Origin of the sequence: Janthinobacterium longum, from assembly GCF_051380735.1 — a bacterium.
Taxonomy (GTDB): Bacteria; Pseudomonadota; Gammaproteobacteria; order Burkholderiales; family Burkholderiaceae_D; genus Janthinobacterium.
This window is the reverse complement of the sequence record NZ_JBNYXQ010000003.1, coordinates 123,485-143,669: the sequence shown is the minus strand read 5'-3', so window position 1 is coordinate 143,669 and position 20,185 is coordinate 123,485. Positions and strand designations below refer to the sequence as shown.

Sequence of the window (20,185 nt, the reverse complement as noted above, 5' to 3'; positions counted from 1 at the left end):
CATGACCGATATCCCGCAAGACCCGCTGCACGTCATCACCCGCCGTACCCTTGACCATTACGACGCCAGCGCCGAGCAGTTTTTTGAAGGCACGCGCGAGCACGACGTGCGCCAGAACATGTCCGCACTGCTCGGCGCCATCGCCGGCGCGGCGCCGTTCGAGATTCTCGACCTGGGCTGCGGTCCCGGGCGCGACCTGAAGGCATTTACGGAACTGGGCCACCATGCCACCGGTGTCGATGGTTCCGCTCGCTTTGTCGAGATGGCGCGGGCCTACAGCGGCTGCACCGTCTGGCAGCAGGATTTTCTCGACCTGGACTTGCCGGCCGGCCGTTTTGACGGCGTATTTGCCAATGCCGTGCTGTTCCATGTTCCCGGCAGCGCCCTGGCCGGCGTGCTGCGCTCCCTGCATGGCTGTTTGAAACCAGGTGGCGTGCTGTTCAGTTCAAATCCGCGCGGCCAGAACCAGGAAGGCTGGAACGGTGATCGCTATGGCAGCTATTACGACCTCGATACCTGGACGGCACATGTGCAGGCGGCCGGTTTTACCTTGCTCGACCATTACTACCGACCACCGGGCCTGCCGCGCGAGCAGCAGCCATGGCTGGCCACTGTCTGGCGCAAGGATAAGTGAAAGATAGCAATATTTTCCCATGTGTTAGGAACCGTACATAGTTTTTCCTGCCTCAGGCGTAGTATGAACTCATCGACACGCAGCAAGCAAAACGCAGCGTGTGAGCCGCAGTACCGGCCCAGAGCCGGACAACAGATGGACCAACTACAGTGAGGATTTATCATGAACAAAGATCAAGTTGAAGGCAAACTGAAAGAAGTCGGCGGTAAAATCCAGGAAACGGCTGGCAAGGTCGTCGGCAGCGAAGAACAGCAAGCCAAGGGCGTGGCAAACCAGGTCGAAGGCCAAGTGCAGAAGAAGGTCGGCGACGTCAAAGACGCAGTCGAGACCATTACGCGCAAGCCATAATCTGAGCGCCAATTAAAAAAACCGCCGCACCGTCGAAAGACAGTGCGGCGGTTTTTTATTGGGCGTCCGCAGTTATTTCGCGTCGTCCACTTTCAGCTTGTTCTTGAAGAAGGCGGCGATCTTCGCGTACACATGGCGCTGCCCGGCGCGCGACGAGATGCCGTGCTTGGCGCCTGGATAGGTCATCAGGTCGAACTGCACGCCACGGTTCACCAGCGCGTCGATCAAACGGGTGCTGTTTGAGAACAGCACGTTATCATCGGCCATGCCGTGCACCAGCAGCAGCGGCGACTTCAAGCCGTCCAGGTGCGCGAACACCGTGCTGCCCTTGTAGCCTTCGACGTTTTCTTTCGGCATGCCGAGGAATTGTTCCGTGTAGTGGGTGTCGTACAGCGACCAGTCGGTGACCGGTGCCACCGACACGCCAGCGGCAATTTTATCGGACGCGGCCGACAGCAAGCGCAAGCTCATGAAACCGCCATAGCTCCAGCCGAATACGCCGATGCGCCTGGCATCGACGTAGCTTTGCTGGCCCAGCCAGGCGATGCCGGCCAGCTGGTCGGCCACTTCGGCCTTGCCCAGGTTATGGTAGATCGCATCGGTAAACGCGCGTTCGCGGCGCGATGAGCCACGGTTATCGAGGCGGAACACCACGAAGCCCTGCTGCGCCATGTACTGGTCGAAGGTGTTGCCCCAGCGGCGCGCCACGTGCTGCGAGTGTGGGCCGCCATAAGTCGACAGGAACACCGGATAGCGTTTCGAGGCGTCGAAGTTCGACGGCTTGACCAGCGAGTAGTACAAGGTCTGGCCATCTTCGGACTTGATGCTGCCGTATTCGGTCGGCAGGTGGTCCGCCTTGTATTTACCGTATGGGTGGCTGGCGTTGAGTGCGTTTTCTTCCAGCCAGCCAACCATCGCGCCGTCAGGTTGGCGGATGCTCACTTGCGGCGGCGTGGCCGGATCGGAATACGTGTCGACAAACACCGCGCCATTGCGCGAGAAGGTGGTGTCGTGCCAGCCGTCGGCTTTCGTCACGCGCTGCGGCTGGTCGGCCGTGCTGCCGTCCAGCGCCAGCGCGTAGGTCTGCTTGTCGATCACCGCGTCGCGGTTCGACGCCACATACACCTTGCCGGTTTTTTCATTCACGGCCAGCAGGCTGTCGATGCCCCACTCGCCGGAAGTGACCGGGTGCAGCAGCTTGCCGCTGATGTCGTACAGGTACAGATGATTGCGGCCGGTGCGCTCGGACGACCATAAAAACGATTTGCCGTCAGCCAGGAAGCGCAGGTCGTCATGGATGCTGACCCAGGTTTTCGAGGTTTCCGTCAGCACCGTGCGCTGCGCCAAGGTGGCGGCGTCTACCGCCACCAGGTCCAGGGTTTTCTGGTCGCGCGACTGGAGCTGGTACAGCAGCGATTTGCTGTCCGCGCTCCAGTCGGCGCGCACCAGGTAAATATCGGGGTTGCTGCCCAGGTCGACCTGGCGCTGCACGCCGGTTTCCGGCGACACGATCTTCAGCTGCACCAGCACGTTGGCGTCGCCGGCGGCAGGGTAGCGCTGTTCTACCACGTCGGTACGGTCGGCGAAGATCTCGAAGCGGCGCACCACCGGCACCGGCGCTTCATCATAACGCTTGTAGGCGACGGCGCTGTCGTCCGGCGCCCAGTAGTAGCCGGTGCTCTGGCCCATTTCTTCCTGCGCCACGAATTCGGCTTCGCCGTTATGGATGGTATCCTTGCCGTCGCTGGTCAGCTGGCGTTCCTGACCTGTTTTCAGGTCGATCACGAACAGGTTCTGCTCGCGCACGAAGGACAGATAGCGGCCTTTCGGCGAAATCTTCGGATCGAGCACATTGCCCTTGGCGACCAGGCGCGCCTTGTCAGGATGGGCCGCGTCGACCAGGTACAGATTGCCGGCCAGCGGCACCAGCAGCTGCTTGCCGTCTGGCGACCAGCTGTAATTGAGGATACCGGCCAGGCTGGCCGTGCGTTCGCGTTCGCGGCGCGCCTGTTCGGCCGGCGAGATGGTTTCATTCGGCACCAGCGCCTTGGAGTCGACCAGGCGATGCGTGCTTTTGTCTTTCAGCTTGAATTCCCACAGGTCGAGCTGGAACTGGTTGTCGGCGCGTCCGCGCAGGAACGTGACGCGCTCGCCGTCGGGCGATACCTTCAGGTTGCGCACGCCGGGGCCGGCCAGCGCCGGATCGGCGTGGATGCGCTCGAGCGTCAGCTTTTCAGCCGAAGCGGGAACGCTGGCCATGGCGGCCAGAAAACAAAGAATAAAACGCATGGATGTCTCGGTGATGTGAAAGAGGTCAATGACGCCAAACAATACCAGAGCGTGACGGGCAATGCGATAGGGCCGGCCACGGAATACGCCATGGATTGCCGGCTTTCCTTCGGCAATTCCATGGAAAACTCCGTTTTTTATATGGCTGCGTGCAGCCTTTCCAGTGACAGCCGGTTCAGATACCAGGTCAGCAGCACGGCCGCCACGCTCAAGCCGGCCACCAGGCCTATCCAGAAACCGGCGGCGGCCATCGGCGCGTCTGGCGACCAGATAAAGCCTTGCGGCGCCAGCCCCAGCACATAGCCGATCGGCAGCGAAAAGCCCCAGAACGCCAGCAGTTGGATCAGCATCGGCTGGCGCGTCACCTTGTAGCCACGGATCGCGCACGAGGTGGCGACCTGGGTCGCGTCGGAGAGTTGGAACAGGGCGGCAAACAGCAGCAGCTGCGCGCACAGCGCCTGCACTTGCGGGTCCGACGTATAGGCCTGCGCGATCTGGTGGCGAAACAGTGTAATGCAGATGGCCGAGACGATGGCTGCCGTCAGCGACATCGCCACCCCCACCCACGAGATGAAACGTGCGCGGCGCAGGTTTGCTTCACCCACCGCATGGCCGACGCGGGTCACCAGCGCAATGCCGAAGGTCAGCGGCACCATGAACACCACGGAAGAAAAATTGAGCGCAATCTGGTGCGCCGACACCTGCACCACGCCAAAGCGCGCCACCAGCAGGCTGATCACGCCAAAGGCGCTTACTTCGGCAAAATAGGTCACGCCGATCGGCAGGCCCAGGCGCAGCATGGGAGCGATGGCCGACGCCTGCGGCCATTCCCAGTGCGTGAACGGATACGTGGCGCGGTAGGCCGGCGCGTACTTGATCCAGGCCAGCATCGCCAGCAGCATCATCCACACGCAGCAGGTGGTCGCCACCGCGCAGCCCACGCCGCCCAGTTTCGGCATGCCCCAATGGCCGTAGATCAGCAGGTAGTTGACGAAAATATTCAGCGCCAGCGCGGCCAGCGCGATCACCATCACCGGCTTGGTCTGGTTGATGCTGGTGCTGTAGCCATACAGCGCGCGGTAGGCGGCAAACGCCGGCAGCGCGCAGCTGATGATGTGCACGAACAGCTTGGCCTTGCCCGCCACGTAGGGTTCGAGCATCAGGTGGTCGAACACCAGCGCCGCCATGTTGGTCAGCACGCAGGCCACCAGGCCGACTGCCAGCGCCTTCCACAGCGACTGGCGCACCAGGTGCGGCACACGGTCGTGGCGCGCGGCGCCGATTTCATGCGCCACCAGCGTATTAATCGCCATCATGATGCCGCTGACGGTGACCAGCACGATCGACCAGATGGCCGCCCCCAGTGATACCGCCGCCAGCTCGTCGGGCGTGGTGTGGCCCGTCATCGCCACGTCGGCCGCGCCCATGCCGACCGTGGCCAGCTGGCCGATCAGGATGGGCCAGGCCAGCTTCCACAGGGAGGAAACTTCCTGGCGCACGGCGGGAACGGTAAACGAAGTAGTGTGTGGCATGGGGTAAAAGCAGGTGCTGGCTGAGTCGAACCTGCGATTCTACTGAATATCGCGGTGCTTGTCCGCGCACCTTGTCAGCATGTCTATTTCCTTTGGTAACAATTCATTGTGTTTTTTCAATACTTTGTTACACCGTTTTTTCGCCGGGCCGCTACACTGGCAAATAGTCGCATTGACAATCACTGGAGATACCCCGATGAACCGCCCGCTTACCCACGCTCTGCTGTGCGCAGCCGCCTTCCTGACCCATGCCGCCGTCCAGGCCGGCGAACTGACCCTGTTCGAAGACGATAACTTCCGTGGCCGCGCCCTCACCGTGCGCGACACCACCGACGACCTGTCGCGCGTGGGCTTCAACGACAAGGTATCGAGCATCATGGTGCGCTCGGGAACATGGGACGTATGTACCGACTCCGGTTTTCGTGGCAATTGCAAGACCCTGACGCCGGGCGAATACCGTTCGATGCCGGGCATGAACGACGCCATTTCGTCCGTGCGCGAAGTAGGGCGCGACGGCCGCAATGACTGGCGCAACGATGGACGCAACGACGGACGCAATGACGGCCGTCCGGATCGCGGCAACTACGGCCGCCAGCCGGTGCTGGAACTGTATTCGGGTGCGGGCCGCAATGGCGGCGCGGCGCGCCTGGACCGCGACACTGGCAACTTTGCCACCATTGGCTTCAATGACCGCACCACCGGCATCGCCATCGAAGGCGGCTACTGGCAGCTGTGCAGCGACGCCAATTACCAGGGCACCTGCCGCGTGTTCGGGCCGGGTCGCCACGACGACCTCGGGCGAGGCCTCGACGGAAGAGTGTCGTCGGCGCGCATGATCGACGAACGCGAAGCGCGGCGCCAGCAGCAATATGAACAGCAGCAGTACCAGCAGAATCAGCAGAACCAGTACCCGCAGTATCCGCAGCAGCAGTACCAGCAGCGCGGCGCCATCCTGCTGTTCCCCGATGCTGACATGCGCGGCGAACCTTTGGCGCTGGACCGCAATACCGACGACCTGGTGCGCCAGAACTTCAACGACCGCGCCGGCTCCATCGTCGTCAACGAAGGGCAGTGGGAAGTGTGCAGCGATGCGGACTTCCGCGGCCGCTGCGAAGTGATCGGGCCGGGACAATATGCGCGCCTGAATGCGCTCGATAACAAGATTTCGTCGGTGCGCCGCGTGCGCTGAGCTTTTGCGTGACATCTGCACGTGAAGCCGCCTGCCAGCAATCCTGCCAGGCGGCTTTTTCATTGCCAGACGTGCTCTGACATTTGCTTGCCATTTGTTACACTCGGTGCTTGCGGTCCAGACTACACTGGTACCCACGCAATCTACGGAGTCAGTCATGTCAAAATCGATTAAATCAAAAACAATCTACGCACTGCTGTGCGCCACCACCGTGTTTGCCCATGCCGCTGCCCAGGCAGGAGAAATGACCCTGTTTCAGGATGATAATTTCCGTGGCCGCTCGGTCAGCGTACGCAACGATGTCAGCGACCTGTCGCGCATGGACTTCAACGACAAGACCTCAAGCATCGTGGTGCGTTCGGGCAGCTGGGAAGTGTGCAAGGACGCTGAATTCCGTAACGGCTGCCGCGTGCTGCAGCCAGGCCGCTACGCCAGCATGCCGGGTATGAACGACTCGATTTCCTCGGTGCGCGAAGTACGCCGTGGCGACAATGGTCCGGGCCGTCCCGAGCCAGGCCGTCCTGGCTACGGCGGTGGCGGCCGTCCCGACAATAACGGTGCCGTGCTGCTGTTTCCCGACGCCGGCATGCGCGGCCAGCCGGTGCGCGTGGACAATGAAGTCAATGACCTGAACCGCATCCGTTTCAACGACCGCGCCCAGTCCATCGTCATCAACTACGGCCGCTGGGAACTGTGCTCCGACGCCAACTTCCGCGGCCGCTGCGTGGTGATGGGCCCGGGCAGCTACAACCGCATCGACGGTGGCCTGGACCGCAAGATTTCGTCTATTCGCCGCGCACGTTAAGTATCCTTGACTTGCCACTGTTCCGGGCATGCAAACGCACTGCATGTCCGGTTCAATTCGTGTAGTCTTCCCGACAGGCGGTTCAACCATGGGGAGCAAGCACGGTGGATTACAAGGACTACTACAAGGAACTCGGGGTCGAGAAATCGGCCAGCGAGGCCGACATCAAGAAGGCGTACCGCAAGCTGGTGCGCAAATACCATCCCGACGTCAGCAAGGAAGCCGATGCCGACCAGCGCACCAAGGCCCTGAACGAGGCCTATGGCGTGCTGGGCGATGCGGAAAAACGCGCCGCCTATGACGAGCTTGGCCGCCAGCAAAGCGCCCAAGGCGGCCCAGGCGGGGCTTTTCGTCCGCCGCCCGACTGGGGTGCGGGCTACGAATCATCGAGTGCCGACGACAACGATTTCTTTGCCGACCTGTTCGCCCATGTGGGCGGACGGCGCCGCGCCAGCAACAACTTCCAGATGCAGGGCGACGACAGCCATGCGGCGATCAGCATCGCGCTGCGCGACAGCTACCATGGCGCCACGCGCACCATCGTCATGCGCGTGCCCGAAGCCGATGCGCAGGGCCGTGTCGTCACGCGCGAACGCACCCTGGAAGTGACGATCCCGAAAGGCGTGCTTGACGGCCAGCAGCTGCGCATGAAAGGCCAGGGCAATCCCGGCAGCGGCGGCGCGCCAGCCGGCGACCTGTACCTGGAAATCCGCTTCGAGCACGATGCGCGCTACCGCGTGGAAGGGCGCGATGTATTTGAAACCGTGCCGGTGGCGCCATGGGAAGCGGCGCTCGGTGGCGCGATCGACGTGCCGACGCCGTCGGGCACGGTGTCGGTGACGGTGCCGGCCGGTTCGCAGACGGGGCGCAAGCTGCGCCTGAAAGGTCGCGGCATTCCGGCCACCCAGGCCGGCGATTTGTATCTGCTGCTGGAAGTGGTGCTGCCGCCCGCGCATGACGACAAAGCGCGCGCACTGTATGAAACCATGGCGCGCGAGATGGCCTTCAATCCACGCCAGAAGCTGGGAGCATAAGCATGGGAAATCTCGTGAAAAACAATGTGATCGGCGTACTGCTTGAAGACGCGGCCCTGAGCCTGGAAGAACTGGCGCGCGCCTGCGCCGTCGAACCCGACTGGGTCGTACAGCGCGTGCAGACGGGGGTGTTGCTGCATGGCGGCCCGCCGCCCGTGCAGGCCAGCGGCTGGCGCTTTACCAGCATCGACCTGGCGCGTGCGCGCCGCCTGCGCGAAATTGAATCGGTATTCGATGCCAACGCCGAGCTGGCGGCGCTGGTAGTCGATTTGTCGGAAGAAGTGGCGCGCCTGCGGCGCCGCCTGCATGTGCTGGGCGTCGAGTAGCTACTGGGCCTCGCCGTGCCGCTGCACGGTAAGGCGGGCGATATAAAACTGGCCGTCGATCACCACGCGGTGCGGGATGCCGGCGATATCGAAGCCGGGCCCGCCGTCTTCCATCCATTCCTGCGCCACGCTGTCGAACTGCTGCGGCGTCATGCGCAGCATCGGCGCCGTGATCACAAAGCGCGCGCCTGGTTTTTGCTTGTTGACGAAGTCGTCGATGCCGGCCATGGTGTTTCCTTGTTGAGGTGAGTGCCGCATCATACCGCTGGCCGAGCCGTCTTAAAACCCCCGTTCCAGCAACAGCGGCAACTGCTCTGCAAAGCGTTCCATCAGCCACTTGCCCGCCTGCCCGGGCGGCGTGTCGGTGCGCTGTATCAGGTAGATCGGATAGTCCTCGCCGCTGTCGACCGACAGGTGCAACTGCACCAGGCGTTTGGAGTCCAGGTCTTCGCGCACCATCGATTCTGGCATGTTGCCCCAGCCCAGGCCGGCACGCAGCAGGGCGTGCTTGGAGCCAAGGTCGCCCAGGCGCCAGTTGCGCAGGCCCAGCACACCGAAATCCTGGCCTGCGGTCAGGCTGCTGTGGTCGCTGAGCACCAGCTGTACGTGTTCGCGCGCCACGGCGGGCAGGATGGGGCCGGCCATCTGTGCCAGCGCATGCGCCGGCGCGGCCACGGGTATCAGGCGCACATGGCCCACCGCCAGGCGCTCGAAGGCGTCGGCGCTGGACGACATCCAGCCGCCCACGCCCAGATGGCAACTGCCGTCCATCACCAGCTGCGTGACCATGCCCATGCCTTCGATGCGCAGGCGCAGGGCGACGGTGGGAAACTGCGCCTGGAACGCTTCGAGCATGCGTACCAGCACGCAGGTGGGAAACATCACGTCGACCACCACCGACACTTCCGCTTCCAGGCCACCGGCCAGCGCCTTGGCGCGTGCACGCATCGCGTCGACCTTCAGCGCCACCGTGCGGGCGTCGGCCAGCAGGGCCTTGCCGGCGTCGGTCAGGGTCGGCTTGCGTTTGCTGCGGTCGAGCAGCACTACATTGAGTTGCTCTTCCAGGTTGGCGATGGTATAGCTGATCACCGATTGCGTGCGGTGCATCTGGCGCGCCGCGTGGGCAAAGCCACCGGCGTCGATGACGGCGACAAATACCCGCAACTGGTCCAGCGATGGCTGGCCTGGCTCTCTCATGGTTAATCCATATCCATAAAATCGATAATAACAATCAAAATTTACACGGTTTCATCGATAGTAGATGCGTACTAAGATAAGTGCAAGCGCAGCAGCGCATCCCGTCACCGTTTTAAAGGAATTCATCATGGCAAACGTACTTCACATCAATAGCAGCGTACGCAACAACGGTTCTTTGTCGCGCCAGTTGTCGGGCGAACTGGTCGCCAGGCTGGCTGCGCAGGGCAACACCATCGTCACGCGCGACCTGGCCGAACAGCCAGTGCCGCACCTGACCGAAGCGATGATGGGAGCGTTCTTTACGCCAGCCGAGCAGCGCGGCGAGCAAGCCACCGCCGACATCAAGATTTCCGACACCCTGGTCGATGAACTGCTGGCTGCCGATATCCTGGTGCTGGCCGCGCCGATGTACAATTTTTCCGTGCCGTCGACCGTCAAGGCGTGGATCGACCACGTGGCGCGCGCCGGGCGCACCTTCCAGTACACGGCCACCGGCCCGGTCGGCCTGGCCACCGGCAAGAAAGCCTATATCGTCACGGCCAGCGGCGGCGTGTACAGCGAAGGTCCTGGCGCTGGCTATGATTTCCTCAGCACTTATCTGCGCGCAGTATTGGGCTTTATCGGCATTACCGATATCACTTTCGTGCAAGCCGAAGGCGTGGCGCTGGGCGAAGAGGCGATTGCCGCCACCCTGGCAAAAGGCCGAAGCACCATCGCAGCGCTGGCCGTCTGATCGTTTAATCGTTTCATCGTTGCACCCATGCGGCGCCGTGATCACGGCGCCCATTTTCCGCCATACCGCTTATAGTCGGCCTTGTTTTCACTTCGCGGCATCAGATCAAGTAATCGCAGATTCGTTACACGAGATCGCTTTGCTGCACCGCAAAAATAATGTATCTTGGACGGCCTTGATTTTCCGTAAACTTCCTGCGTGAGCGCGATCGGAATTAATCCATCTTTCCTTCATGGAGCAAACCTCGTGCCGATCAAATATGATGGTTGTTATGAAATCGATTACACCGCCGAACGCCTGCGTGGCTGCGGTAGCTGGGGCGCGTATGTCGCCATCTTTACGCAATCGCCCAATCCCATGCATCGCTACAATGTGACCAGCAAGCAGCGGGTCCGGGCTGACCACCTGTTTGCCACCGAAGCGGAAGCGCAGGAGCAGGCGGCGGACGCGGCCCAGGCGCTGGTCGAATCGCGCCAGCGCAAATTTGTCACCGGCGCCTGATCAAACCCAGCCCTGGCGCCATACGGCCGCGTCGCGCAGCGCGCGCCATGACATGGTCTGTATGCGTTGCGAGTGCACCGCCTGCAGTTCCACATGCGTCACCGCTGCGCCCGGCGTGTCCGGTTCAAGCACCTTGATGACCATGAAATGCTTTTCCTTGTCGGCGGGTGCGGCCGCTGTCCATTTGCTGTGCAGCAGCTTGTTGGCGTTCAGGGGATTGCGGGCAGGAAGCTTCATAGGCGCGCGCGAGTTGGCGTGGTGGCGAAGTTGCCATTATCATGGATATTCCAGCCATGCACGAGGATCGCCATGAAACGCCAGTTGCACCTGCTCATCATCGACCCGCAAAACGATTTTTGCGACCTGCCTGCCGAGCTGCTGCCCAGCGGCTTTGCTCCCAGCCTGCCCGTCACCGGCGCGCACCAGGACATGCTGCGCGTGGCCAGCCTGATCCGTGATGGCGGCGCCGGCCTGAGCCAGATCAGCATTACGCTCGACGCCCATCACCGCTACGATATCGCCCACCCGGCTTTCTGGCGCACCGGCGATGGCGGCGCGGTTGCGCCCTTTACCCAGATCAGCGCGCAGCAGCTGCGCGACGGCGCGTATATGCCCGCCGCTGCTGGAGCCTTGCCGCGCGTGCAAGCCTACCTTGACGCACTGGAAAGCGCCGGGCGCTACCAGTTGATGGTGTGGCCCGTGCATTGCGAGATCGGTTCCTGGGGCCAGAATATCCATGGCGCCGTGCGCGCCGCCTACAACGCCTGGGAAGTGGCACAGCTGCAAGTGGTGGCCAAGCTGTCCAAGGGTTCCAACCCGTGGACCGAGCATTATTCGGCCGTGATGGCCGAAGTGCCGGACCCGCAAGATCCGGCCACCCAGCTCAATATTGCCTTTCTCGATACCTTGGTTTCGGCGGACCGGATTTACATCTGTGGCGAAGCTGGCAGCCATTGCGTCAAGGCCAGCACCGAGCATATCGCCGACTATCTGCAGGCGCAGCAGGGCAGGGAAGCGCTGTCCAGGCTGGTGCTGCTGACCGACTGCATGAGCCCGGTTCCCGGCTTCGAAGCGCAGCAGCAGGCGTTTATTGCCGCCATGCAGGCGCGCGGCGCGCGGCTGGCGACGTCAGCGGAAATCCTGCCCGAGCTGTTGGCCAACCAGGCGGCCTGAAGGGCAGCACAAGCGCGCGCAACCGAAATCGTGGCAAAGGCGTACTATTCTGGCTACAGTAAAGTGGAGAAACAATACATGACCCCGATAGTACGCAGTTTGCTGGAAACCGATCTGTACAAATTCACGATGTGGCAGGCCTTGCTGCATGGTCATCCGAACACCCATACCGAATACGAATTCGTCTGCAGGAATACCCCTGCCTTTCCACTGGCCGAACTGAAACACGAAGTCGAGGAGCAGCTCGACCACCTGTGCTCGATGGCGTTTGCCGACGATGAACTGGCCTACCTGCGCACCCTGCGCTTCATGAAAAGCGACTTTGTCGACTTCCTGACGGTGTTTCGCTTCCAGCGCAAATTCATTGAAGTGAGCACCGATGGCGACCAGTTGATCGTGCATGCGGCCGGTCCGCAAGTGCATGTGATGGGTTTTGAAATCTTCGTGCTTTATATAGTCAACGAGCTGTATTTCCGCCGCTTCAATCTCGACGCAGCACTGCTTGAAGGCCGTGCGCGCCTGAGCGCCAAGGTGGCGGCGCTGAAGGAATTCGGCAAACTGCCGCGCCGCAAGCATCCATTCGAATTTTCCGACTTCGGTGTGCGCCGCCGTTTTTCCGGCGCCTGGCATGACGAAGTGGTGCAGCGCCTGGCGCGTGAAGTGCCCCAGTATTTCAAGGGCACCTCGAACGTCTACCTGGCCAAGCAGCTCGGCATTGTGCCGATCGGCACCATGGCGCATGAATACATGCAGTCGTTCCAGTCGTTTGGCGTGCGCCTGCGCGACTTTCAAAAAGCCGCGCTGGAAGACTGGGTGCAGGAATATCGTGGCGACCTGGGCATCGCCCTGACCGACGTGGTCGGCATGGACGCCTTCCTGGCCGACTTCGACCTGTATTTTGCGAAACTGTTCGACGGCCTGCGCCACGATTCGGGCGATCCGGTCGAGTGGGGTGAAAAAGCGCTGGCCCACTACGCGGCGCTGCGCATCGACGCCAATACCAAGCGCCTGGTGTTCTCCGACGGGCTGAATCTGGACAAGGCGTTCGAGCTGTACCAGCACTTTGCCGACCGCATCATGATCGGCTTCGGCATCGGCACCAACCTCACCAACGATGTGGGTTTGACGCCGCTCAATATCGTCATGAAGCTGGTGCGCTGCAATGGCCAGTCGGTGGCGAAATTATCGGACTCGCCGGGCAAGACGCTGTGCAAGGACGAGACCTTCCTCGCTTACTTGCGGCAGGTGTTTCATCTGCCGGCAGCCTGAGTTTTTTCTAGAAGCCCGCCACCACCGTGTTCATGTGTTCGACCTGTGGTGGCGCGGCAAAGAATTCGCCGACCAGCGCGCGCCATGACTGGAACGCTTCGCTGCTGCGGAAATGCACGGTATGGTCTTCCAGCGTGGTCCAGCCCACCACCAGGCGATAGGCATCCGTATTCTCGATCGAGCGTTCCAGGCGCATCGACTCGCAGCCCTGTGCACCCTGGAACAGCGGCACGGCCCTGGTGACGGCCGCTTCGAAGGCGGCGTTGCTACCAGTCTTGACCTGGATATGGGCAATTTCAAAAATCATGGCATTTCCACTGAAAGATTGAGGGAACTCGATGTTGCCATAACTTGCCGCGCTTTGTGCGGACAGGGCGGCTGCATGTTGTGCAGTGCAATGTAATTTGTTTGATCATGTTGGAAAAGGCAGGCAAGCAGCCTTGATCGCAGTAAGATACGGGTGGGATGCACGTTTGTGGTGCATTGGTGCAGGTTAACGCAACATTTTTTCATGGGAGAACCAAATGGCAGCGAAAAAAATTCTGTTTTTGACCGGCGATTTTGCAGAAGATTATGAAACGATGGTGCCTTTCCAGGCCATGCTGATGCTTGGCCACACCGTGCACGCCGTCTGTCCCGGCAAGAAAAGCGGCGAGACGATCAAGACGGCCATCCACGATTTCGAGGGCGACCAGACGTACACCGAAAAGCCGGGCCACCTGTTTGCGCTCAACGCCAGTTTTGACGAGGTGTCGCCAGGCGACTACGACGCGCTGATGATCGCCGGCGGACGCGCGCCCGAATACCTGCGCCTGAACGACAAGGTAATCGCTTGCGTGCGCCATTTTGCCGAAGCTGGCAAGCCGGTGGCCGCCGTCTGCCACGGCGCGCAGTTGCTGGCCGCTGCCGACGTTATCCGTGGCAAGCGCATTTCCGCCTATCCGGCCTGCGCGCCCGAGGTCAAGCTGGCCGGCGGCGAGTATGCCGACATCGCCGTGACCGATGCCGTGACGGACGGCCAGTTCGTCACCGCGCCAGCCTGGCCCGCGCATCCGGCCTGGCTGGCGCAGTTCATCAAGCTGCTCGGCACCGAGATCCGCCTGTAATGTTGTGCGTCCCGGTGTGCCGCCATGCCGGGACCTTCTGGAAGAGTCGATTCTGTCATGCCTGTGCCACGTAGCCATCCCACCCGCAAACAATTGCCCGCCTCGCGCTGGCGCCAGCGCCGCCAGGCGCAGCTGCCGGCTGCCCTGAGCGCCGCGCAGGAGCGGCAACTGGCGACCTTGCACGATATTTCCACGCTGCTGGCGGGCCAGCACGCGATCGACGAATTGTGCCGTGGCTTTTTGCGCCATGTGATGTCGTTTTCGGAAGCGGTGGGCGGCAGCGTGCGCATCCTCGATCCGCACAACGACACGGTGCATATCGTCGTCCACGAAGGCATCCCGGATGCGATGGTCGAAGAAGAACACTGCATGCGCAATAACGAGTGCCTGTGCGGTGCGGCGGTAGCGCAGGGGGTGATCCAGATCCGCGACTTTCGCAAGGTGGCTGCGATCGAGCGCTTCCGCTGCCAGGACGAGGGCTTTACGGCGATTGCCGTGTTTCCCATCCTTGTGCGCGAACAGGCGATCGGCAGTTTTTCCCTGCATTTCGTGAAGACCACCGTGCTTGGGCACCAGCAGCACGGCTGGCTTGAAACACTGGGCCAGAGCCTGGGCATCGCGATCGACAACCAGCGCCTGATCGCACGCGAAAAGGAATTTGCCGTCGCGCGCGAGCGCAGCCTGCTGGCCGAAGGCCTGCACGACAGCATCGCGCAAAGCCTCAATTTCATCAGCCTGCAAGTGCAGATGCTCGACGATTCGGTGCGCCGCGGCGAGCTCGGTGAAGCGGCCGAAGTGCTGCCGCTGATGCGCATGGGGGTCGAGCAGAGCTACCAGGATGTGCGCGAATTGCTGGTCAATTTCCGCACGCGCTGGCATGGCAGCGACCTGGAGGGCAAGCTGGCCGAAGTGCTGGGCAAATTTGAATTGCAGACGGGTATTGCCAGCACCTTGCAGATGACGGGCAACGGCGCGCCGCTGGCGCCGGAGCAGCAGTTGCAGGTGCTGTTCATCGTGCAGGAAGCGCTGTCGAATATCCGCAAGCATGCGCAAGCGGGCGCGGTGCAGGTGACGGTCAACAACAGCCGCGATTTTTCGCTGCAGGTATGCGATGACGGCGCAGGCTTTGCCGCCGGTTTGCGCGACAACAAAACCGAAGTGCAGATCGGCCTGCGCATCATGCAGGAAAGGGCCGAACGGCTCGGCGCCCGGTTTGCCGTCGACAGCACGCCAGGGGCAGGCACGACAATCTCGCTGGCCTTGCCGGAAGCACGGCGCCAGACGGCCTAACAGATAACCAGGTAACTTATTACAGTGAACGATCAAGACAACGCACCCATTACCATCTTGCTGGTCGACGACCATACCCTGCTGCGCAGCGGCGTCAAGATGCTGTTGCAGCGCAATCCCCGGTTCCGGGTCGTGGGCGAGGCCGCCAACGGAATCGATGGCGTGGCGCTGGCGGGCCAGCTGCAGCCCGACGTGGTGCTGATGGACCTGAACATGCCCGGCCTGTCCGGCGTGGAAGCGCTGCAGCAGATATTGATCGAGTGGCCAGAGATGGTGGTGCTGATGCTGACGGTGTCCGAAAACGCGGCCGACCTGGGCGCAGCGCTGCGCGCCGGTGCGCGCGGCTACCTGCTGAAAAATATCGAGGCCGAGCAGCTGGGCCAGGCGATCGTGCGCGCCGCCGCCGGCGAGTCCGTGATCGCCGACGCCATGACGGCCAAGCTGGTGTCGCAGTTCCGCAGCGGCCAAAGCGCGCCCGAAGCCGATTACGACAAGCTCACACCGCGCGAACGCGAAGCGATGGCCTGCCTGGCGCAAGGGATGAGCAACAAGGAAATCGCGCGCCAGTTGGACGTGGCCGAAAGCACCGTCAAGATCCATGTGCAAAATATCCTGAAAAAGCTCAAGCTGAGCAGCCGCGTGCAGATCGCCGTGTATGCAGTGGAACGCAACCTCGCCAAGTAAAGCCACCAGGCAATCCTGGAAAAATTGATCTGCATGCCGCTTTTGGCTAGTTGGCCCCTACTCCCTTTGACGTATGGTCTTGACGCTGCCCTCCCATTACACTTAGTTATTCGCTAATCAAATGAAGAGAGTGTCATGCATAAGGTCAACGTCGACGGCTTGTTGTCGAGCCAAGCTCTGTTTCGCCATATTTCTCCTTCTCAGCTGGAACAATTGCGCCAGGATGTGGTGCGTGTCGAAGTGGAAAAAGGCAAGGTCCTGTTCCGCAAAGGCGAAGTGGCAGAAGGCGCTTATGTGGTCATCTTCGGTCTCATCAAGCTGAGCGTTTTTTCGATGGAAGGCACAGACAAGGTGCTGGAATTGATACGCCCGGGCCAGAGCTTCGGCGAAGCCATGATCTTCCTCGACGAACCGTATCCTTTCTGCGCCGAAGCGCTCGAGCACTGCCTGCTGCTGCGCATCCCGCCGCACGCGCTGCTGCGTTTGCTCGACCAGTCGCCGCGCATCGCGCGCCAGATGATGAACAGCCTGTCGCACCACCTGATGGGCTTTATCCGCAACGTGGAACGCTGCTCGGTGCAGAACGCCACCCAGCGCGTGGTCGAATACCTGCTGCAGGCGTCGGACCAGCAGCGCTCGAACGAAGTCAAGCTGGACCTGAAAAAAAGCCTGCTGGCGTCGTTCCTGAACCTGGCCCCGGCCACCCTCTCGCGCGTGCTGCACCAACTGACGGACCTGCACCTGATCAAGGTCAGCGGCTCGCTGATCCAGATCCAGCCGGAAGCCCTGAAAACCTACCGCCACGGTTCCACCACGGCGCTGTTGAACTGAGTGACAGCCGGAGTCAGACCCCCGCGCCCGTTAGCGCAAGCCTCTGAGTGAGCGGCATTGAGGGTCTGACCCCAGCCCTTTTGCCGTTGGGTTGGAATCACCGTCCCGGCAGGGTCAGCCGCCAGAACAGCAAGGCAAGCAAGCTGACCACCGCACCCAGCGTGCACACTCCATGCCAGCCCGCCAGCGCATACACGCTGGTGGCGGCAATCGCTCCCAGTCCGCTTCCCACCGCATAAAACAGCATATAGCAGGCCACCAGCCGGCTGTGCGCGTCGCTGTCGTCCTTGAAGATCAGGCTTTGGTTGGTCACGTGTATCGCCTGGCCGGCCAGGTCCAGCGCGATAATGCCGACGATTAAAGGCCACAGCGCGTTGCCGGCAAACGCCAGCGGCAGCCAGGACGCAAGCAGCAGCAACAGCGCTGCGCCGGTGGTCGCTTGCGCACGGCCACGGTCGGCCAGCGCGCCCGCGCGTGCCGCACCCAGCGCCCCCGCCACGCCTACCAGGCCGAAGGCGCCGATGGCCGCATGGCTGTAGCCTTGCGCGCTCAAGGGAAATACCAGTGCACTCCAGAAAATGCTGAAAGCGGCAAACAGCAGCAGCGCCAGCACGCCGCGCACTTGCAGCACGCGATTGGTGTTCAACAACGCCAGCATCGAGGCCAGCAGGGCGGCGTAAGGCAAGCGGCGCGCCGGCGCCACCGGTGGCGGCAGCATGCGCCACAGCAGCAACAGCAGGGCCAGCGACAAGCTGGCCGACAGCAGGTACACGGCACGCCAGCCGGCCAGATCCGTCACCACGCCCGACAAAGTACGCGCCAGCAGCAGGCCGATCACCACGCCACCCTGGGCCGTACCGACCACGCGGCCACGCTCATGGCTGGGCGCCACGCTGGCCGCATAGGCGATCAGCCCCTGGGTCATGGCCGTACCGAGCAGCCCCACCAGCAGCATGCCGGCCAGCAGGGCGGCGCTCGAGGTGGCGCAGGACAGCGCCGCCAGGCTGATGCCCAGCAGCCCCAGTTGCAGCAAGGTCAGGGCGCGCCGGTTCAGCATGTCGCCCAGCGGCACCACCAGCAGCAGCGCCAGCGCGCAACCGGCCTGGGTGGCCGTGATCACCATGCCGCTGCTGGACGCAGACATGCCGAATTCCAGCGCCAGGGTGTCGAGCAGGGGCTGGGCGTAATACACATTGGCCACCGACAGAGCGGCAGCACAGGCAAACAGCCAGACCAGCGGTTTGGAAACAGTGGTGGTGGGGGAGTTGGTATCGCGCATAGGTGTCCTGAATATGGTTTCAAATTAAAACCAGTTGGAGTTTATGTCGACAAGTTTTAAAATGCAACTACTCATTCCTGGAGACCCCTGATGGCCAAGCGCAAGAGTTTGCGGTCCGATCCCTGCCCGGTAGCGCGTGCGCTCGACGTCGTCGGCGAGCGCTGGGCACTGCTGGTGGTGCGCGACGCCTTTGACGGCATGCGCCGCTTCGGCGAATTTCAAAAGAGCCTGGGCGTGGCGCGCAATATCCTGGCCGACCGCCTGCAGGGGCTGGTGGAAGAGGGCATTTTCAGCATCGCTCCCGCGTCCGACGGCACGGCCTATCAGGAGTATGTGCTGACACCCAGGGGCCTGGCGCTGTTTCCGGTGGTGGTGGGCTTGCGCCAGTGGAGCGAGGCCCAGCTGTTCGATACCGGCGAAGCCCATTCGACCTTGCTGGAAAAGCAGAGCGGCCTGCCTGTGCGCCCCATGCAGGTGGTGGCGCACGATGGCACGGTGCTGCAGGTGAGCGACACCGAGGTGCGCAAGGTGCGGCCATGACGAAAGTGGCCGTGATCGGCGCCGGCATCACGGACCTGACCCTGATCGAGCGGCACGGCTATGCTGCCATGGAAACCTCGTTTGCCAATGGCGGCCAGTTGTCGGCCTCGCACGCGGAAGTGCGGAACCACCGATATACGATCCTGAACACCCTGAAATCGATGGCCAGGCGTGCCGCGCCGCTGCTGCTGCACCCGCGCCCCAACTGGCACAAATTGTCGTGGTTTGCCGGGTTCCTGGCCGCCATGGCGCACTGCGAGCGCAATACCATCGCCATCGCGCGCATTTCGGGATAATCTGCGGATCTTCGACGCTCAGCGCGCAGGCAGCAGGTCGCCGAGCGCGGCGCGTCCCTGCGGCGTCAGGAAGGGCGCGACCTTGTTATACGGCAGCAGGAATTCCTGCTCGCAGCCGCTGCCGCGTGCATCCTCCCAGAAGGACACGCCTTCGCGCTTGAGTGACAGATGGTAGCGGCCCTTGCCCGGGTAATCGCCCTTGCACTCGGGGTCTGTCGCGGCATCCTTGAACAGCGCCTGGCGCAAACGTGGTGGCAGCTCGCTCTTGTCGTCGGCGGCGCCGTCGCCCTTGCTGGCGCGCGTGCCGAACCAGGTCCAGACATCGGCTTCCTGTCCTGTTTTCAGGTCCCAGGTGCGGTAGTTCATCGAGATGCCGCTGGCGCCGTAGCCGGCCGGCCAGCGATAGAACTTGACCGTGATCCAGCGCGATGACCAGTAAGTCGGTTCGGCGTCAACTTCCGCTTCTGCAGCCCAGCCGTTCTGGCCCAGGTGCTGGCGGCGCGTCTCGAAGTAGTCGGCCAGCGCGGCCTTGTTGCCGGGCAGTTCCGCGCGCAACTGCGCATTGATTTTTGTGACGCCGTCGCCTGGCGCCATCAGCTCCACGGTGATGGCATCGGCCACGCCGAGATTGCGGTACTGGTGGCCTTCGAAGGTTTTCGGTTTCGACGTTTTCAGGGGCGGCATTTCTTCCAGCGCCGCGTTATAGGCGTCGCTGGCGCAGGTGGGGTGATCCGGGTCGCCGGCCGCCGCCAGCAGGTGCAAGGAGACTGGCAGCGACTTGCCGGTTTTCGGATGCGTCCAGCTGCCCGTGAGGTTGCCCGCCTGGGGTGGATTGAGGCTCCAGTTGCCCGTGACCTGATTGGCCGCATCGGTTTCCTTCCACGCCGTCTTGCCCTGTGCCTTGGACAGCATGATGGGCGCCTTGTAGCGGGTGTAGTAGTAGCTGCCGCTGCTGTCCGAGCCGCTGCCAGGCTGGTTGAAACAGGCTACGATACCGGCGCCGCCCAGCGTGCCCTGCCAGACGCCTTGCAGCGAGGCGTCGGCCGCCATGGCTGGCGGCATGGCGGGCAGAAACAGCAAAAACAGGGCAAGGCGGCGCATCGATTTTCCTCAGGCGTTGAACATGCGC

Annotated in this window: 23 protein-coding genes and 1 pseudogene; 16 read left to right on the top strand and 8 right to left on the bottom strand. The window is 62.3% G+C overall.

Going from position 1 to position 20,185, the window contains the following annotated elements; genetic code table 11:
* The first annotated feature begins 1 nt into the window (after position 1).
* Together ACQ4WM_RS11500 and ACQ4WM_RS11495 are read left to right on the top strand one after the other, a co-directional pair.
* Positions 2–634, top strand: coding sequence for a class I SAM-dependent methyltransferase (locus ACQ4WM_RS11500; RefSeq protein ID WP_436546806.1), 633 nt, complete (start codon positions 2–4; stop codon positions 632–634).
* 162 nt (positions 635–796) lie between these two features.
* Complete coding sequence (locus ACQ4WM_RS11495; RefSeq protein WP_436546805.1) at positions 797–982, top strand: CsbD family protein; 186 nt, start codon at positions 797–799, stop codon at positions 980–982.
* A gap of 72 nt (positions 983–1,054) precedes the next feature.
* On the opposite strand, the gene ACQ4WM_RS11490 is transcribed toward ACQ4WM_RS11495, so the two are convergent.
* Together ACQ4WM_RS11490 and ACQ4WM_RS11485 are read right to left on the bottom strand one after the other, a co-directional pair.
* Entirely contained in the window at positions 1,055–3,271 is a 2,217-nt protein-coding gene (locus ACQ4WM_RS11490) for a S9 family peptidase (protein WP_436546804.1), read from the bottom strand.
* Between the two features lie 137 nt (positions 3,272–3,408).
* Positions 3,409–4,803 carry an MATE family efflux transporter gene (locus ACQ4WM_RS11485; RefSeq protein ID WP_436546803.1) on the bottom strand — a complete coding sequence of 465 codons (1,395 nt, stop codon included), beginning with the start codon at positions 4,801–4,803 and terminating at the stop codon, positions 3,409–3,411.
* A 196-nt stretch (positions 4,804–4,999) separates the two neighbouring features.
* Between ACQ4WM_RS11485 and ACQ4WM_RS11480 the strand changes: the two genes are divergently transcribed.
* The 4 genes from ACQ4WM_RS11480 to ACQ4WM_RS11465 all read left to right on the top strand — a co-directional run bounded on the left by ACQ4WM_RS11480 (position 5,000) and on the right by ACQ4WM_RS11465 (position 8,157).
* Complete coding sequence (locus ACQ4WM_RS11480; RefSeq protein WP_436546802.1) at positions 5,000–5,992, top strand: beta/gamma crystallin family protein; 993 nt, start codon at positions 5,000–5,002, stop codon at positions 5,990–5,992.
* 157 nt (positions 5,993–6,149) lie between these two features.
* The gene (locus ACQ4WM_RS11475) at positions 6,150–6,797 is read left to right on the top strand and encodes a beta/gamma crystallin-related protein (protein ID WP_436546801.1); all 648 of its coding nucleotides are present in this window, start codon (positions 6,150–6,152) and stop codon (positions 6,795–6,797) included.
* 104 nt (positions 6,798–6,901) lie between these two features.
* Complete coding sequence (locus ACQ4WM_RS11470) at positions 6,902–7,831, top strand: DnaJ C-terminal domain-containing protein (protein WP_436546800.1); 930 nt, start codon at positions 6,902–6,904, stop codon at positions 7,829–7,831.
* 2 nt (positions 7,832–7,833) lie between these two features.
* Positions 7,834–8,157, top strand: coding sequence for a chaperone modulator CbpM (locus ACQ4WM_RS11465; RefSeq protein ID WP_436546799.1), 324 nt, complete (start codon positions 7,834–7,836; stop codon positions 8,155–8,157).
* Here the strand turns inward: ACQ4WM_RS11465 and ACQ4WM_RS11460 are convergent, their stop codons facing one another.
* Positions 8,158–8,385, bottom strand: a complete 228-nt coding sequence (locus ACQ4WM_RS11460) for a hypothetical protein (protein WP_436546798.1) — start codon at positions 8,383–8,385, stop codon at positions 8,158–8,160.
* 51 nt (positions 8,386–8,436) lie between these two features.
* Positions 8,437–9,354: a LysR family transcriptional regulator gene (locus ACQ4WM_RS11455; RefSeq protein ID WP_436546797.1), complete on the bottom strand. Its 918-nt coding sequence runs from the start codon at positions 9,352–9,354 to the stop codon at positions 8,437–8,439.
* Positions 9,355–9,481: 127 nt separating this feature from the next.
* Between ACQ4WM_RS11455 and ACQ4WM_RS11450 the strand changes: the two genes are divergently transcribed.
* Positions 9,482–10,087 (top strand): FMN-dependent NADH-azoreductase, encoded by a 606-nt coding sequence (locus ACQ4WM_RS11450; protein WP_436546796.1) that lies wholly within the window; start codon positions 9,482–9,484, stop codon positions 10,085–10,087.
* Positions 10,088–10,333: 246 nt separating this feature from the next.
* Positions 10,334–10,588, top strand: a complete 255-nt coding sequence (locus ACQ4WM_RS11445) for a hypothetical protein (protein WP_436546795.1) — start codon at positions 10,334–10,336, stop codon at positions 10,586–10,588.
* Here ACQ4WM_RS11445 and ACQ4WM_RS11440 read toward each other — a convergent pair whose 3' ends face one another.
* On the bottom strand, positions 10,589–10,825 hold the full coding sequence (locus tag ACQ4WM_RS11440) for a TIGR02450 family Trp-rich protein (protein ID WP_436546794.1): 237 nt from the start codon (positions 10,823–10,825) through the stop codon (positions 10,589–10,591).
* Positions 10,826–10,897: 72 nt separating this feature from the next.
* On the opposite strand from ACQ4WM_RS11440, the gene ACQ4WM_RS11435 reads away from it, so the two are divergent.
* Positions 10,898–11,761, top strand: a complete 864-nt coding sequence (locus tag ACQ4WM_RS11435) for a cysteine hydrolase family protein (protein WP_436546793.1) — start codon at positions 10,898–10,900, stop codon at positions 11,759–11,761.
* Between the two features lie 78 nt (positions 11,762–11,839).
* The gene (gene pncB, locus ACQ4WM_RS11430; protein WP_436546792.1) at positions 11,840–13,030 is read left to right on the top strand and encodes a nicotinate phosphoribosyltransferase; all 1,191 of its coding nucleotides are present in this window, start codon (positions 11,840–11,842) and stop codon (positions 13,028–13,030) included.
* Between the two features lie 7 nt (positions 13,031–13,037).
* Here the strand turns inward: pncB and ACQ4WM_RS11425 are convergent, their stop codons facing one another.
* Positions 13,038–13,337 carry an antibiotic biosynthesis monooxygenase family protein gene (locus ACQ4WM_RS11425; protein ID WP_436546791.1) on the bottom strand — a complete coding sequence of 100 codons (300 nt, stop codon included), beginning with the start codon at positions 13,335–13,337 and terminating at the stop codon, positions 13,038–13,040.
* A gap of 217 nt (positions 13,338–13,554) precedes the next feature.
* On the opposite strand from ACQ4WM_RS11425, the gene ACQ4WM_RS11420 reads away from it, so the two are divergent.
* From ACQ4WM_RS11420 to ACQ4WM_RS11405, 4 genes are all read left to right on the top strand, one after another.
* Positions 13,555–14,136 carry a DJ-1/PfpI family protein gene (locus tag ACQ4WM_RS11420; RefSeq protein ID WP_436546790.1) on the top strand — a complete coding sequence of 194 codons (582 nt, stop codon included), beginning with the start codon at positions 13,555–13,557 and terminating at the stop codon, positions 14,134–14,136.
* A 57-nt stretch (positions 14,137–14,193) separates the two neighbouring features.
* Positions 14,194–15,426 (top strand): GAF domain-containing sensor histidine kinase, encoded by a 1,233-nt coding sequence (locus ACQ4WM_RS11415; RefSeq protein ID WP_436546789.1) that lies wholly within the window; start codon positions 14,194–14,196, stop codon positions 15,424–15,426.
* A gap of 24 nt (positions 15,427–15,450) precedes the next feature.
* A complete protein-coding gene (locus tag ACQ4WM_RS11410) occupies positions 15,451–16,110 on the top strand; it encodes a response regulator (protein ID WP_436546788.1) in 660 nt (219 codons plus the stop codon).
* A 135-nt stretch (positions 16,111–16,245) separates the two neighbouring features.
* Positions 16,246–16,941, top strand: coding sequence for a Crp/Fnr family transcriptional regulator (locus ACQ4WM_RS11405; protein WP_436546787.1), 696 nt, complete (start codon positions 16,246–16,248; stop codon positions 16,939–16,941).
* Positions 16,942–17,038: 97 nt separating this feature from the next.
* On the opposite strand, the gene ACQ4WM_RS11400 is transcribed toward ACQ4WM_RS11405, so the two are convergent.
* On the bottom strand, positions 17,039–18,220 hold the full coding sequence (locus ACQ4WM_RS11400; protein ID WP_436546786.1) for an MFS transporter: 1,182 nt from the start codon (positions 18,218–18,220) through the stop codon (positions 17,039–17,041).
* Positions 18,221–18,310: 90 nt separating this feature from the next.
* Between ACQ4WM_RS11400 and ACQ4WM_RS11395 the strand changes: the two genes are divergently transcribed.
* Positions 18,311–18,760, top strand: coding sequence for a winged helix-turn-helix transcriptional regulator (locus ACQ4WM_RS11395; RefSeq protein WP_436546785.1), 450 nt, complete (start codon positions 18,311–18,313; stop codon positions 18,758–18,760).
* Positions 18,757–19,050: pseudogene (locus ACQ4WM_RS11390) on the top strand (D-amino acid dehydrogenase); the annotation flags it as partial. The gene ACQ4WM_RS11395 and the pseudogene ACQ4WM_RS11390, both read left to right, overlap by 4 nt.
* 24 nt (positions 19,051–19,074) lie before the next feature.
* Here ACQ4WM_RS11390 and ACQ4WM_RS11385 read toward each other — a convergent pair.
* Positions 19,075–20,157: a hypothetical protein gene (locus tag ACQ4WM_RS11385; protein WP_436546784.1), complete on the bottom strand. Its 1,083-nt coding sequence runs from the start codon at positions 20,155–20,157 to the stop codon at positions 19,075–19,077.
* Positions 20,158–20,185 lie beyond the last annotated feature (28 nt).

Excerpts from the sequence above, each read along its gene's own strand:
- ACQ4WM_RS11500 (WP_436546806.1), top strand. The coding sequence starts at position 2 with ATGACCGATATCCCGCAAGACCCGCTGCACGTCATCACCCGCCGTACC.
- ACQ4WM_RS11495 (WP_436546805.1), top strand. The coding sequence starts at position 797 with ATGAACAAAGATCAAGTTGAAGGCAAACTGAAAGAAGTCGGCGGTAAA.
- ACQ4WM_RS11490 (WP_436546804.1), bottom strand. The coding sequence starts at position 3,271 with ATGCGTTTTATTCTTTGTTTTCTGGCCGCCATGGCCAGCGTTCCCGCT.
- ACQ4WM_RS11485 (WP_436546803.1), bottom strand. The coding sequence starts at position 4,803 with ATGCCACACACTACTTCGTTTACCGTTCCCGCCGTGCGCCAGGAAGTT.
- ACQ4WM_RS11480 (WP_436546802.1), top strand. The coding sequence starts at position 5,000 with ATGAACCGCCCGCTTACCCACGCTCTGCTGTGCGCAGCCGCCTTCCTG.
- ACQ4WM_RS11475 (WP_436546801.1), top strand. The coding sequence starts at position 6,150 with ATGTCAAAATCGATTAAATCAAAAACAATCTACGCACTGCTGTGCGCC.
- ACQ4WM_RS11465 (WP_436546799.1), top strand. The coding sequence starts at position 7,834 with ATGGGAAATCTCGTGAAAAACAATGTGATCGGCGTACTGCTTGAAGAC.
- ACQ4WM_RS11460 (WP_436546798.1), bottom strand. The coding sequence starts at position 8,385 with ATGGCCGGCATCGACGACTTCGTCAACAAGCAAAAACCAGGCGCGCGC.
- ACQ4WM_RS11455 (WP_436546797.1), bottom strand. The coding sequence starts at position 9,354 with ATGAGAGAGCCAGGCCAGCCATCGCTGGACCAGTTGCGGGTATTTGTC.
- ACQ4WM_RS11450 (WP_436546796.1), top strand. The coding sequence starts at position 9,482 with ATGGCAAACGTACTTCACATCAATAGCAGCGTACGCAACAACGGTTCT.
- ACQ4WM_RS11440 (WP_436546794.1), bottom strand. The coding sequence starts at position 10,825 with ATGAAGCTTCCTGCCCGCAATCCCCTGAACGCCAACAAGCTGCTGCAC.
- ACQ4WM_RS11435 (WP_436546793.1), top strand. The coding sequence starts at position 10,898 with ATGAAACGCCAGTTGCACCTGCTCATCATCGACCCGCAAAACGATTTT.
- pncB (WP_436546792.1), top strand. The coding sequence starts at position 11,840 with ATGACCCCGATAGTACGCAGTTTGCTGGAAACCGATCTGTACAAATTC.
- ACQ4WM_RS11425 (WP_436546791.1), bottom strand. The coding sequence starts at position 13,337 with ATGATTTTTGAAATTGCCCATATCCAGGTCAAGACTGGTAGCAACGCC.
- ACQ4WM_RS11420 (WP_436546790.1), top strand. The coding sequence starts at position 13,555 with ATGGCAGCGAAAAAAATTCTGTTTTTGACCGGCGATTTTGCAGAAGAT.
- ACQ4WM_RS11415 (WP_436546789.1), top strand. The coding sequence starts at position 14,194 with ATGCCTGTGCCACGTAGCCATCCCACCCGCAAACAATTGCCCGCCTCG.
- ACQ4WM_RS11405 (WP_436546787.1), top strand. The coding sequence starts at position 16,246 with ATGCATAAGGTCAACGTCGACGGCTTGTTGTCGAGCCAAGCTCTGTTT.
- ACQ4WM_RS11400 (WP_436546786.1), bottom strand. The coding sequence starts at position 18,220 with ATGCGCGATACCAACTCCCCCACCACCACTGTTTCCAAACCGCTGGTC.
- ACQ4WM_RS11395 (WP_436546785.1), top strand. The coding sequence starts at position 18,311 with ATGGCCAAGCGCAAGAGTTTGCGGTCCGATCCCTGCCCGGTAGCGCGT.
- ACQ4WM_RS11385 (WP_436546784.1), bottom strand. The coding sequence starts at position 20,157 with ATGCGCCGCCTTGCCCTGTTTTTGCTGTTTCTGCCCGCCATGCCGCCA.